At 36.9% G+C, this 13,380-nt stretch carries 16 protein-coding genes and 1 riboswitch; of the genes, 1 reads left to right on the top strand and 15 read right to left on the bottom strand.

Annotated features, from left to right (window positions below):
* Window positions 1-15: 15 nt before the first annotated feature.
* The 14 genes from J2Z82_RS16835 to J2Z82_RS16770 all read right to left on the bottom strand — a co-directional run bounded on the left by J2Z82_RS16835 (window position 16) and on the right by J2Z82_RS16770 (window position 11,958).
* Window positions 16-636: a bifunctional 2-keto-4-hydroxyglutarate aldolase/2-keto-3-deoxy-6-phosphogluconate aldolase gene (locus tag J2Z82_RS16835; protein ID WP_245251770.1), complete on the bottom strand. Its 621-nt coding sequence runs from the start codon at window positions 634-636 to the stop codon at window positions 16-18.
* 15 nt (window positions 637-651) lie between these two features.
* Window positions 652-1,422 carry a glucose 1-dehydrogenase gene (locus J2Z82_RS16830; protein ID WP_209481977.1) on the bottom strand — a complete coding sequence of 257 codons (771 nt, stop codon included), beginning with the start codon at window positions 1,420-1,422 and terminating at the stop codon, window positions 652-654.
* A 27-nt stretch (window positions 1,423-1,449) separates the two neighbouring features.
* A complete protein-coding gene (locus J2Z82_RS16825) occupies window positions 1,450-2,466 on the bottom strand; it encodes a zinc-binding alcohol dehydrogenase family protein (protein ID WP_209481976.1) in 1,017 nt (338 codons plus the stop codon).
* A 15-nt stretch (window positions 2,467-2,481) separates the two neighbouring features.
* Window positions 2,482-3,759, bottom strand: coding sequence for a TRAP transporter large permease (locus J2Z82_RS16820; protein WP_209481975.1), 1,278 nt, complete (start codon window positions 3,757-3,759; stop codon window positions 2,482-2,484).
* Window positions 3,759-4,244 (bottom strand): TRAP transporter small permease, encoded by a 486-nt coding sequence (locus J2Z82_RS16815; RefSeq protein WP_209481974.1) that lies wholly within the window; start codon window positions 4,242-4,244, stop codon window positions 3,759-3,761. Before J2Z82_RS16815 ends, J2Z82_RS16820 begins: the two co-directional genes overlap by 1 nt.
* 64 nt (window positions 4,245-4,308) lie before the next feature.
* On the bottom strand, window positions 4,309-5,319 hold the full coding sequence (locus J2Z82_RS16810) for a TRAP transporter substrate-binding protein (protein ID WP_209481973.1): 1,011 nt from the start codon (window positions 5,317-5,319) through the stop codon (window positions 4,309-4,311).
* Window positions 5,320-5,433: 114 nt separating this feature from the next.
* Window positions 5,434-6,444: an ureidoglycolate dehydrogenase gene (gene allD, locus J2Z82_RS16805; RefSeq protein WP_209481972.1), complete on the bottom strand. Its 1,011-nt coding sequence runs from the start codon at window positions 6,442-6,444 to the stop codon at window positions 5,434-5,436.
* A gap of 14 nt (window positions 6,445-6,458) precedes the next feature.
* The gene (hxlB, locus tag J2Z82_RS16800; protein ID WP_209481971.1) at window positions 6,459-7,010 is read right to left on the bottom strand and encodes a 6-phospho-3-hexuloisomerase; all 552 of its coding nucleotides are present in this window, start codon (window positions 7,008-7,010) and stop codon (window positions 6,459-6,461) included.
* Entirely contained in the window at window positions 7,010-7,627 is a 618-nt protein-coding gene (gene hxlA / locus J2Z82_RS16795; RefSeq protein WP_209481970.1) for a 3-hexulose-6-phosphate synthase, read from the bottom strand. Before hxlA ends, hxlB begins: the two co-directional genes overlap by 1 nt.
* Before the next feature lie 7 nt (window positions 7,628-7,634).
* Window positions 7,635-8,585, bottom strand: coding sequence for a sugar kinase (locus J2Z82_RS16790; protein ID WP_209481969.1), 951 nt, complete (start codon window positions 8,583-8,585; stop codon window positions 7,635-7,637).
* Entirely contained in the window at window positions 8,578-9,606 is a 1,029-nt protein-coding gene (locus tag J2Z82_RS16785; protein ID WP_209481968.1) for a LacI family DNA-binding transcriptional regulator, read from the bottom strand. The genes J2Z82_RS16790 and J2Z82_RS16785 overlap by 8 nt, the downstream gene beginning before the upstream one ends.
* Window positions 9,607-9,817: 211 nt before the next feature.
* Window positions 9,818-10,432, bottom strand: coding sequence for a queuosine precursor transporter (locus J2Z82_RS16780; protein WP_209481967.1), 615 nt, complete (start codon window positions 10,430-10,432; stop codon window positions 9,818-9,820).
* A gap of 59 nt (window positions 10,433-10,491) precedes the next feature.
* Entirely contained in the window at window positions 10,492-10,989 is a 498-nt protein-coding gene (gene queF, locus J2Z82_RS16775) for a preQ(1) synthase (RefSeq protein ID WP_209481966.1), read from the bottom strand.
* A gap of 155 nt (window positions 10,990-11,144) precedes the next feature.
* Window positions 11,145-11,191, bottom strand: a riboswitch (PreQ1 riboswitch).
* 98 nt (window positions 11,192-11,289) lie between these two features.
* Window positions 11,290-11,958 carry an HAD family hydrolase gene (locus J2Z82_RS16770; protein ID WP_209481965.1) on the bottom strand — a complete coding sequence of 223 codons (669 nt, stop codon included), beginning with the start codon at window positions 11,956-11,958 and terminating at the stop codon, window positions 11,290-11,292.
* Between the two features lie 140 nt (window positions 11,959-12,098).
* On the opposite strand from J2Z82_RS16770, the gene J2Z82_RS16765 reads away from it, so the two are divergent.
* Complete coding sequence (locus tag J2Z82_RS16765; RefSeq protein WP_209481964.1) at window positions 12,099-12,302, top strand: hypothetical protein; 204 nt, start codon at window positions 12,099-12,101, stop codon at window positions 12,300-12,302.
* 35 nt (window positions 12,303-12,337) lie between these two features.
* Here the strand turns inward: J2Z82_RS16765 and J2Z82_RS16760 are convergent, their stop codons facing one another.
* Window positions 12,338-13,096, bottom strand: a complete 759-nt coding sequence (locus tag J2Z82_RS16760) for an alpha/beta hydrolase (RefSeq protein WP_209481963.1) — start codon at window positions 13,094-13,096, stop codon at window positions 12,338-12,340.
* Window positions 13,097-13,380: the final 284 nt, after the last annotated feature.

Here is a 13,380-nt window from a genome sequence, read left to right as displayed (position 1 = left end):
AGCAGCCCTTTTTACCTATTTCAAATTTGAAACTTTAAATACAAATTTTCTGGATGCATTCTCAATATCCTTTAAACTACCTTTAATCAATGAGCTCCCCACTCCTACAACTTCAGCACCGTTCTCAAACCAATCGTCAATATTAGATAAATCCACTCCACCTGTTGGCATAATAGACAGTTGAGGTAATGGAGCTTTGAATTGCTTTATAGCCTTAGGACCAAAAACACCGCCAGGAAATAGTTTAATCATAGAACATCCTGATGAAAGTGCAGTCATCATTTCAGAAACTGTCATGCATCCTGGCAAATAAGGAATTTGATATAGGTTGCACAGCGATGCAGTTTCTTTATCAAACCCAGGACTTACAATGTATTCCGCGCCAGATTGCATTGCCATTTTAGCTGTAGTTGCATCCAATACAGTTCCTGCCCCAACCAGAGTATCAGGAAAGCGTTCGGACAACGTTTCAATTGCTTCTTCGACTTGAGGAATTGTATAGGTTAACTCAATACTCGTTATCCCACCTCGAATACACGCTTCCGAAAATTCAATTGCTTCTTGACTTGTCTCCGCACGAATTACAGCTACTATTTTTGATTCCCTTAGTTTTTGTAATGTGTCGATCATTTGCATAGCATTCACTCCCTGCTAAATTTTGGTTGCACCAAAGCCTCCGTCTACAGTTACCATTGAACCAGTAACAAAACCAGCCGCTTTTTCAGATGCTAACCAAATTACTGCCCCTTGTAATTCTTGAGGATCCCCAAATCGTTTCATAGGTGTGTGGTCCATGATTGATTTCACACGATCCTCCGTAAGAATTTTGCGATTTTGTTCTGCTGGGAAAAAGCCTGGAATTATAGCATTTACTCTTATATTATCCGGTGCCAGCTCCTGCGCCATAAATTCTGTGATACTATTAATTGCAGCTTTAGAGGCAGAATAAGTTACTACTTTTGTCAGCGGCGTAATGGAGGAAACAGAAGAAATATTAATTATGCTTCCTCCTCGCTCTCTTTCTTTGTTCTTTCGAGCAAATTGCTGGCATGTAAACATTACAGACTTCAAATTAACATCCATTATACTGTCCCACTCATCTTCTTTTATTTCATAAAAAGGTGTTGAACTATTAACCCCTGCGGCATTAATCAAAATGTCCCAACCGCCGTACTTTTTATCAATCACTTCAGCCGCTTCTTTAATAGAGTCCATTTGCAATACATCTGTTTTTATAAAGTCTGCCTTTACATCATACTGTTTAATCTCTTTCAAAATAGAATTTGCTTTATCCTCATTTCGGCCAGTTAAAACTACATCAGCACCACTTTGCGCCAAGCCTAGTGCCATAGATGAACCAAGTGTGCTTGTACCACCCATCACAACTGCGATTTTATCCTGCAAATTAAACATTTCATTCATTAAAAAACCTCCAAATATCTTGTCATTCTACAGTTTAATTATTACTTTACGGACCCCGGAGGGCATTTCTTCCATTAATTTAAAAGCTTCTTGAGCATCCTCTAAAGCAAACTCATGACTTATCAAGTCTTTCACATCAAAGTCTTTTGAATTAAACAATTCAACGACCTTAGGAAAACGATGCGTCTGTAGTCTCGAACCACATATAGTCAATTCTTTCTTTGTGATATTAACTTGTGCTATATGAGAAACATCTACATGGAAACCTAATAAAACAACTCTTGCTGCAACAGAAGTTACTTCGATTGCTTGCACAGCTGTTTTTGGAGTTCCTACGGCATCAATTACTACGTTTGCGCCCATTTCACTTGTCCAGTAAGAAAGTGCTTCACTAACATCCTGATCTTGAGGATTTATTGTAAGATCTGCTCCCCACTTACGAGCAAAATCTAACCTTTCCTGATTAAAATCAGAAATAGCTACTTTCGCTCCTGCATTTAGAGCCATTTTCAAACAGCATAATCCAATTGGTCCGGCTCCTATTATATAGACCATATCTTCATTTTGAATTTGACCACGATATGTTGCTTGTGCACCAATTGAAAAAGGTTCAATTAGAGCAATCTCGGACCAGTTAAGCGAGGAATCGACACGATGAACAAGGTTTCCAGGCATCACAGTCACTTCACGCCCACCACCTTCTCTATGCACACCGTATACTTCTACATGCACACACACATTTGGACGACCCTGTTTACAAGCGTAGCATTCACCACAGGATGTCATTGGTTCAATTACGACTTTATCACCAATATTTAAGCCTGTTACAGAGTTACCTATTTCCTCTATTTCCCCTGACACTTCATGGCCAATAACTCGAGGATAAGAAGCAAAAGGGTTTTGCCCATGTAGAATGTGCATATCAGATCCACAAATCCCCATTGCTTTCATACGAATCTTTACATCATTCGATTTCGTTAATTTAGGTTCTTCTGCTTCAACCACACGTAAATCATGTGGCTTAGTTACTTGTATTGCTTTCATATATATACCTCCGATCTAATTATCAAATAGACTTGGTAAAAACAGAGTGATTTCCGGGATGAACGCCACTAATAATAATACAATTAAGCTTACCGCTAGAAATGGCAATAATGCTACGGAAGCACGGCCAATTGATACTTTCCCAATACTGGAAGCCACGAATAAACATACCCCTACTGGTGGTGTTGACAGACCAATCATAAGGTTCAATACCATCATGACACCAAAATGAACTGGATCCATACCAAGTTGTGTTGCAATCGGTAATAGTACAGGGAAAAGAATAACGATAGCCGCTATAGTCTCCATAAATGTACCAACAAACAGCAATAATAGATTTATTAATAAAATAATTATAATTGGATTATCAGAAATGGATAATATAAAATCAGCAACTAACTGCGGTATTCGCTCACTTACCAATATCCATCCAAATAAATTTGCAAATCCAACGAGAATCATAATACCAGCAGCACTAACCATTGAATCTAGTATAATTTTTGGCATTTCACGAATCTTCAAGTCCCTGTAAATAAATAGGCCTATTAAAGTCGCGTATACTACTGCAATGATTGATGCCTCTGTCGGTGTAAAATAACCACTGAGTATACCAAATAATATAACAACCGTCATCATTAAGGCCCAAAATGCACCCCAAAAAGACTTGAAAATAACTGGAAAACTTTGCCGTTCCCCCCTGGGATACTTTCGTTTAGCAGAAATAACATACGTAACAATCATCAATCCTGCAGCAAGTAAAACTCCTGGGATCACACCTGCAATAAATAAGTCACCTATCGAAACTGTTGCCAATGTACCCAAAATGATCATTGGCAATGATGGTGGGATAATTGGGCCAATTGTTGAGGATGATGATGTAACCGCAACTGAAAAAGATGCATCATACCCTTCCTTTTTCATAGAAGGAATCATAACCGAACCAATACTTGCTGTATCTGCTAGTGCTGTTCCAGATATTCCAGCAAAACCCATTGAAGCACCAACATTTGCTAAACCAAGTCCTCCACGTATATGACCTACAATATTATTTGTAAATGCAATAATTCTTTTTGTTATCCCACCTGCATTCATCAAGTTTCCAGCTAATATAAAACCAGGTATACAGAGCAAAGTGAATGAATTAATCCCTTCAAACATTTTTTGCGGGATAATCGATAAAGATATATCAGTTAAGAGAAGGTAAATTAGCGAGGATAAACCCAAACTAAAAGCAATTGGAACACCAACAAAAATCATTACGATAAATGACAAAAATAATATTAGTGCCATCATTATTCAACACCCTCTTCCCTCTCAACAGTATTTTCCTTTAGAACATGAATTATATTTATAAAACTATACACAGCTAGAAACAGAAGTGTTATAGACATACTTAAATAGACATAAAACATATCAATTCCCAAAGTTGCAGATGTTTGCCCTTCTCCAAGCATCGCAAATTCATATGCATACATGACGAGCATCGCTGAAAATGCACCTAATACCAGATAAATAAATGCATTATAGAACTTTTTTATCCTTTCTGGAAGGAATCCAACAAGCAAATCCACTGTAATATATTCCCTTTTTTCCATTGCTACTGGTGCTCCAAATGCAATAGAATAAACAAATAAGTATCTTGACAACTCTTCAGTCCATACAAAAGTTAACGGTGAATATCTACCTGTAATTTGGATAAGTACAACTACAATCAAAGCAGAAAACGTTAGAACTGTTAAGAATTTAAGTATCCTGCTGAAAACATTTACCGCTTTCATGGTTTCACCTCATTTAATAAGATTAAGGGGGGAACATCTACTAAAAGATGTTCCCGAAAATTAATTATTCTGCTGCTTTAAGAATTTTTTCATATAGTGCTAACTGTTCCTCTGAAAGACTATTTTGTACTGCTGGTTTCATTGCTTCGGCAAAAGCATCTTGATCAACTTCAACGAATTCCATGCCTTTGTCTTTTAACTTTTGAACATATCCTTCTGTTTCAGTTTCATATAGATCCATACCGAAAGCCTGTGCTTCTTTTGCAGCCTCTTTTACTGCTGCTTGCATATCATCATTCAACGAGTTTAACTGTTCGTTTCCTACAACAACATAAATCCAGCTGCGAACGTGTTCTGTTTTGTTAACGTAGTCTTGTACTTCAAAGAAACTTGCACTATGAATTAAATCAACAGGGTTTTCCTGACCATCAATAACACCTTGTTGTAGCCCTGTAAATACTTCACTAAAATCCATTACTTGTGGACGAGCTCCAGCTTCTTTCCATGAATCCATGAATAACGGAACATTAGGAACTCTCATTTTAAATCCTTCTAAATCAGAAGGTGATTTAATTGGTTCATTTGATGTTAAATTACGTGGAGCACGCAAATGATAGTACAATGGTGTTACGCCAACTTTTTCTTTGACCGCGTTTTCAATTTCCTTACCAATATCTCCTTCTACAACACTCTTAACATGTTCTTCATTTTTAAATGCGTATGGTACTGCCATTAGAGCAGCTTCGGGTGCCCAGTTTTGCATCGTTTCACCAGAAATAGTCATATCAACCGTTCCAGCTTCAATACCATTTAGCACTTCTGTTTCACTACCTAATTGCTCATTGGGATAAATTTCGATTTCTAATTTTCCATCTGTCTTTTCACTAACTAATTCTGAAAACTTTACTGCAGTTTTATGCCATTGATGGTCTTCATTTGATAAATGACCAAGCTTCCAAGTAATTGTTTCTCCTTCACTGCCGCTGCTTTCCTCATTTGATGAATCATCTCCACCACAAGCTGCCAAAACAAAAATTAGTGATAGCCCCATTAGTAGGCCAATAACTTTCTTCATAATATTAATCCTCCCTGGAAATATAATTTGTTGTTCTCTTAGGTACCGTTTTCATTTAAGAAAATTTAGTATATTTAATAATTGAATCACCCCTTTAACGTAGTAAAAAATAGATTATGAAGTTAAATATTCATAAATACTTTTAGGAACAGGTATACCACTATTCAAACGTTCTTCCTCTTTCAATTGCTCAGGTTCACCTGGCACCATAACTGATTTAAAGCCTTCTGCGGGCTCTAGCTGATGCAATTCGTCGATCATATTGTCAATGTTTTCGAGGAAATGATCTTTTTCAATAAATAATCCTGGATCAACAGTTAAAATCACGTGACCCAAACGACGGTAATTATTATAATCACCATACATAGAGGCTATATTTGTTCCGAATGCGGATCCTGTTAAAATTCCAGATAGTACATCTACAGTTAGAGCTAATCCATAGCCCTTAGGACCACCGATAGGCAATAGGTTTTTAACTAAGGTTGGATCAGTAACAGGATTTCCGTTGGTATCTACACCCCAACTATCAGGTATTGATTTACCAGTTTCTCTTGCGTGAAGTACTTTTCCTAATGCTACGTTACTTGTTGCCATATCTAGTATAATTGGCTTGTTATTTTTTGCTGGAAATCCATATGCTATAGGGTTTGTACCAAAATACGGCTCAGATCCACCAAATGGAACCACTGCACTGTCTGTTTGAGTCATTACCATGCTTACAACTTCTTCTTTTGCAGCTTGTTCTGCAAAATAAGATAGAGCGCCACAATGACTGCTGTTAACAATTCCAACCATACCAATCCCGTTTTCCTTCGCTAAATCAATTGCTTTATCCATCGCTTTTTTAGTAATTACATGACCCATTCCATTATCACCGTCGAATAATGCTGCTGTCTTACCTCTATCCTCAACTTTAAACTCCGGATTTGGATTCATTCCGCCTTCATTCATTCGTCTCACATAATGTTCTGTTCGCAACACTCCATGAGAACTTACACCTCTAGAGTCAGCATGAACCAAAACATCTGCCACTACTGATGCATGTTCCTCACTCACATCTGCTTCAGTTAATTTTTTTACAACAAGTGATTTTAATTCTTTCTCTTGTACAATTATGTCTGCCATCTATATCTTCCTTTCTAGTCAAGGTTCTCGTGCTGCTCCTTCATATAATGATTAATATCATCACGACTTTGAGTTAAGGAAATTACAACTGCATCTAGTAAAATATGAACACTTTGGTCAAACTGATTACCCATCGGTTGTATTGTCACAGGTTCTTTTGGACGTCGTAGCTTAGTTGCAGCAGGGACCCGAATAGTTTCATCAGCTAGATGACCAAGTTCTGAGTCAGGTGCTGTTGTAACTAATAATAAAGTTGCTCCTGATTTCTTCACCTGCTGAGCAGCCGATAAAAGTGAGGTTGAATTACCCGACCCACTAATCTCTACCAAAACATCGTTTTTTTGAATACTGGGCGTTATTGTTTCACCTTTTACAAAAACGTCGTAACCTGCATGCATCAGCCTCATGGCAAACGCCTTTCCCATTAAACCTGATCGGCCTTCACCGGCAACAAATATTCGTTCTGCCTTATTAAGTTTATTTGAAAAAGACTCAATTTGGTTGTCATCTAGCTGTTCAGCAACTTGCTTTAGTTCCTCAAGAATCTTTAAATGAGTTTTCTTCATTACTTTCCAATCACCTCCTGCATATTTTTAGCCGCTTGTTCAGGATATTTAGAACCCGTAATATAGCTTCCGATAATATACACGTTAGGATTTATTTTCGAAAAGTACTGAACGCACTCTGGGTCAATACCTCCAGCCACAAAAATGGTAAAGCCTTCAAGTACATCCAGATAATCTTCCAAATAGTCCAAGGATGTTTCACCTTGCATGTCTTTTCCGATATGCATTGATACCGCTTTTACACCTATTTCTTTCAACTCTAAAATACGATCCTTTGATGTTATACCAAGTAAGTCTACAACAATATGTTTTCTGTGTTCTTCAGCAACTTGTAATGAGTCTATTATTGTTTTATCTGCCGAAAAGCCCATTACAGTAGTATAATCAGCACCAGCTTCGAAAGCTTGAAGTGTCTCGTGTTTTCCTGCATCACATGTTTTCATATCAGCTAAAATCTCTTTCTCAGGGTAGAACTTTTTCATCTCTTGAACGATTGACATCCCGTATTGCTTTATAACACCAGTTCCAATTTCAATGTAATCAATATATCTATTAATTTGGGCAATTATCTTGAAGCATTCTTCCTTACCCATTCGGTCAAGAGCTATTTGAATCATTTAGACCCTACCTTTCAATAGTCTTTATTTCCTCTAATCTGTTCAGGGCATCCTCTAGGTATGGCAACCCTTCATTATCACCAACCACTTCAACAACCATTGAACCAAGTATATTGGCAAACTTTAACATTTTTTCAGCATTCCAGTGATTTAGAAGTCCATAAAGAGCACCTGCATCGAAACCATCCCCAGCACCAACAGTATCTATAGCGTTTACATTTTGTTCAGAAGGTTGTTCATATAAACTATTATCAGTCCACAGCATTGCGCCATTTTCACCTTGTTTAATAAATAAATGTGATACTGAGTATTCTTTCATTTTCTCAATCCATTTGTCTATATCCTCTGTACCGAATAACAATTCCAATTCATCAGTTCCTGCTAATAAATAATCAACATCTTCCATCCATCCCAATAGTGTTTTTTGAGCCAGTTTTTCATCCCATAATTTTAACCGAATGTTTGGATCCATTGATATTTTTAAGTTATGCTTTTTTGCTAATTTAATAGCCTCATATACAGTATTAATGTTTTGATTATTTACTGCTGGGAAAACCCCTGTAATATGCAGTAATCTTGCTTTTTTAAAGAATTCTTCATTTAAAGAGTTCGAATCTAGCGTTAGAGTTGGTGATTTCTCCCGGTAGTAAAATGTATTTGAAGACCCATCTCCGTTTATTTCCTTAAAATTAATTGATGTCGGATAGCCATACATGAGCTCCACTTCGCTAACATCAATACCTTCTCCACGAGCGAAATTATAAATATATCTGCCAAATTCATCCTGACCTAACCGGCTTATCCACCCCGTTTTTAAACCAAGCCGAGCACATCCAATCGCAACATTAAATTCTGCCCCACCAACTTTTCGTTTAAATGCGTTAACGAAGCGCATCGGTCCAGTTGAATCAGGATCAAAAGTAATCATTGCATCGCCAATTGTTATGACATCATTCACTAGATACACCTTCTTTCTTAGTTGAATTCCGAATGATTATTGATGGTTCATGTCGATGTATTACTGGATCTTTTATTTCTTTATCCTTGATTTTTTTCAGTAAAATTGTTGCCACCTCTGTACCCATTTCAAATGTTGGCTGCGCTATGGTCGTTAGAGGAGGTGAATGAATAGGACCAAATGATACTTCATCAATCGTTATTAAACCTATATCTTTTCCAATTTTTATATCGTTTTTAAAGGTATATTTCAAAATTTCCATTAGAGTCAAGTCGTTACCAGAAATAATAGCATCAGGTTTTTTATCCAATGAAAACAGAGCATCTAGTCCTTGGCTGAACGAGTTCAGTTCCATCCCTCTAATGAATTCAGGTCTTACTGTTATACCGTTTGCTTCAAGAGTACGTTTGTACCCATTAATTCTTTCAATCCTAGGCGTAACGTTATCAACTAATGATGTAGTTACTATGGCTATATCTTCATAGCCATTCTTCAATAGATGACTAACAGCTAGTTCGGATGCCCTTTCATTATCTAAAAGAACTGTATCCGTATTAAGCCCATCTACTAATCGATCCAAAAAGACAATTGGGTAGTTCTGCTTCAGTAGTTTGTCATAAGTTTCTAAGTTACCACTTATCGGTACTACTATTAATCCATCCACTTGTTTAGCTAAGAGGGTTTCAATATATTTCTTTTCTTTTTCTGGATTATCGTCAGCGTTACATATTATCGTCGAAAAACCCTTCTCGTTACATACATTTTCTATCGCTCTAATAACTTGGGTGGAATATGCATGTAAAATATTAGCCACGATAACACCAATCGTCGATGTACTCTTCTTTTTTAAGCTTCTGGCAACCACGTTTGGTTGATACTCCAATTCCGAAATTGCATTTTGAACTCTTGTTCGAGTTTCCTCACCCATATATTCAAACCGCTCATTCAAAAATTGGGACACTGTACTTTTTGATACCTCAGCTTTTTCAGCCACATCTGCAATAGTCATTTTCCTACTCATCAAAATCTCCTTACCCCTTACTAAATCGGTTTACTAAATCGATTTAGTGAAATTATATAACAGATGTAAGCGTTTTACAATGGTAAAATTAATATTTTTGGAAAAATTCCTTTAAAACATTGGATAATAACACACATAGATCTAGGCACAGCAATGTATGACAAATATAGCTCATAAAAAAACGTCATCCCATCTGGAATGACGTTTTTTTCTATGCAACTTTACCGACAGATCTTCTGCCTAATCTCACCAACAAGTATGCTATGGGAGTGTCAACTAATGCCACACATAGTTTAAATACATATTGTGTTAGGATCATACCAAACAAAACACTGGTTGGGACAGTACCCCAAAAGGCTACAGTTATAAATAAACTTGTATCGATTAATTGACTTGTCATAGTAGATACATTGTTACGCAACCATAATTTCTTTTCGCCGTGCCTTGCTTTTAAACGATGAAAAATTGATACATCCAGGTTTTGGCTGGCAATATATGAAATTAAGCTTGCCAAAATAACCCTGAAGCTTCCTCCTAAAACCTGTTCGAATTCTGCTTGGGAACCGAAAACTGGTGCAGCAGGTAGTTGAATTGCAATAAAGATAAAAATTAATGCAATTACCTGTGTTATAAAACCTGCCTGAACAGTTTTCCTAGCTGCATCCTTTCCATAGATCTCACCAATAACATCTGTTATCAAGTAAGTTGCTACATACACTATAGCTGCAGCAGGTAATACAAATTCCCCAATACTGAATAATTTAACTCCTAAAATATTAGCTATTAGTAAAAGTCCTACAAATAAAGCATTTAAATAAACAAACATAATAATCCTCTTCCTATCTAGGAAAAAGAACAAAGCTAACCCTCAAAACTTAAACGTTGCTAGCGATTATCTACCTTTTCTGGATACATATCATGGTTCATTAAGCGATGATCAGCCACCTGTTCAAACTTAGTTCCGGGCTTTCCATAATTGCAATAGGGATCAATGGAAATACCTCCACGTGGCGTAAATTTCCCCCACACTTCAATATAGCGAGGGTCCATTAGTTCGATAAGATCGTTCATAATAATATTCATACTGTCCTCATGAAAATCGCCATGATTTCTGAAACTGAATAAATATAGCTTCAGTGACTTACTCTCCACCATCTTATCGTTAGGTACATAACTAATATACACTGTCCCAAAATCGGGTTGTCCTGTTTTTGGACACAGTGTCGTAAACTCAGGACAATTGAATTTCACGAAATAATCTCTGTAGGGATGTTTATTATCAAATGCCTCTAATACTTCTGGTGAATAATCAAAGTTATAAGGTGTTCCTTGGTTCCCTAAAAGAGATATATCTGTTAATTCTTCATCACGTCTACCAGCCATTTGATAACCTCCTCACTTTATTTTTAGAAAACTTGGCATTCGTCAAGCCTTAATGGTGAGTGCCTTAGTTATACTGTAAGAAAGTATTTATACTTACTTAACTGAAAATATAAAAACCATGGCCTCTAAGGCACATGGCTTCATAATCGCATCATCTGTCCTTAGTTTTTTATAGAGGGTTAAAGCTAAGAACCTCTCCCGTTATTTTTAACGGATCTGAATTATCCATTTTACTCGACTAATTATATAGTCGAAAGAAAGTCATGTCAATAAGTCATTTCAATCGGAAATATGTACAAATTAGGCAGACTTAAAAATCGGCCAATTATGCTTTTCGGCTAACTTTTTCATTGCATCATCTGGATTTACAACAATTGGATGGTTGGCAAATTGAAACAATGGATAATCGCTTAAACTATCTGCATAAGCCCATACTTCAGTTTTCTCAACTAAATCACTTTCAGCAGCCACCCAATTTTTAACTTCCTTTACTTTTTCATCTCCATTTATCACAGTTCCAATTTCACCAGTGCATATGCCGTTTTGATCATATTGTAATTTCGTACTGATGATATGTACTTGCAAGTTTACTTCCCTTGTAAACGCCTTTAAAAAGGGATGGAGTGCACCAGATAGGACAATTATTTCATCCCCTTGCTCCTGGTGTTCGTGAATTTTTTGAACCAGTCCCTGATGAATATCTTCCCTGCCAATGTCCACCAGCTTACGGAAAAATTCATCCATTTCTGTTTCAGACTTTCCTTTAAAGGATTTGGCAAAAGCTTTAAAAAAACTGATACGGAATGCGTTCTTACCTTTTAAAATCCCACTAACAACCGCTTTGATTACTCCCGCACCAACGACTGCCCACTGTTTAAGATTAAAATCCTTTTGCGCCGCTTCAAACATAACTTTAAATGAATTCCCTTGAAATAGAGTCCCATCAAAATCTACCGTTACAACTGCCATTTATAAATCACCTCTATTTCAATTGTATCCGAGCCATGTAGGATTGTAAATATTTCCATAGATGTATATGCTTCAGTATATATCACAAAATTGATATTAATGTTTATTCCATTTAATATACAAACAAGGAGTGTTGTTACATGCGCATTAAACATGGAGGAAAGCTAAGCAAAGCTTATTTCAAGTCATATATGAAATTGATCATGAACACCAAAGACTGTTCACTTGAAGATTCAAGCAAAATAACGCTGGAGCGGGTATTTGGTGAGGAAAAAGATGGGACTGATGTCGAGGTCTATCAAAATTATTTAAAAGCATATGAAGAACTACGTAATAGAGATTAAGGAATTGCCAAGAAGCAATTCCCTTTGTACTGATCCTAATTCTTACTTATTCCCTTTACAAATTCCACACACTTTTCAGCAATCAATTCTTTATCGTTGTCCAGTGTTGCTACATGATAACTATTCTCCAGCTTCACCAGTTCACGGTCATTTGATGAGATAGAATCATATATCTCCTGTGAATTTTCCGGTGGTACAACATGATCAACCGTTGACGAAAATATCATTGCTGGTGTTTCTACCTTTGATAGATTCCCTCTGACAATCATCGATAGGGCGATTAGTTCCTTCATTGACTTTACAGGTGTTTTAGCATATGCGAGTTCTTCCACGCCTTTTTGTTTTATATCAGACCCAATACCATCAACAAATCGCGTCTTTGTATCCCGAAGTGAATCATATGTTTTAATTAAATCAGGCATATGCACTGCAGCGTTAATGGGCATAATTCCTTTGATTGAGGAAGAATTTTCTGCCACATAAAGTGTTAATGTTCCACCCATGGATAAACCTGTTATGAAAATTTCATCACATGTCTTATTTAGTATTTCTAATGCATCTCCTACTGATCGAATCCAATCACGATACGATGTAGTTTCCATATCCTCTGGGTCAGTTCCATGCCCTTTCAGACTTGGTCCATATACAGTAAAGCCTTCTTCTGCTAATGTTTCACCCAAAAACCGCATACTCTGCGTCGTACCAGTAAAGCCATGGATAACTAGCACTCCTGTTTTGTTTCCCGGAAAATAAAATTCTTCAGCATTTTCCATAAGTTCAATTGATTCGGCCATATTTCCCCTCCGTTCACACGATTACTGTTTTATTCATCTATTTTAACTATTCGATAGACACTTTTAATATTCCTTCTGTCAACTGGGATTAAAAACATTATAAGATAAAACTATCTTCTCTACTACTATATTCGATTCTCCAAGGGTAAAAGTGGCATTAGAAGAACAAAAGCGCAAGCGCCTGTTCAGGCCGTATGGACTGTGCCCGCGCATCGCGGGTAGGTCGACGTTGCCGCGCAAAGCGGCGGTCTTAGTCGATCTTCCTTTTCCCTGAGATAAAGGAT

The organism is Virgibacillus litoralis (assembly GCF_017873675.1).
Classification (GTDB): Bacteria; Bacillota; Bacilli; order Bacillales; family Amphibacillaceae; genus Lentibacillus; species Lentibacillus litoralis.
The sequence above is the reverse complement of the archived record's forward strand: the minus strand, read 5'-3'. Positions and strand labels throughout refer to the sequence as shown.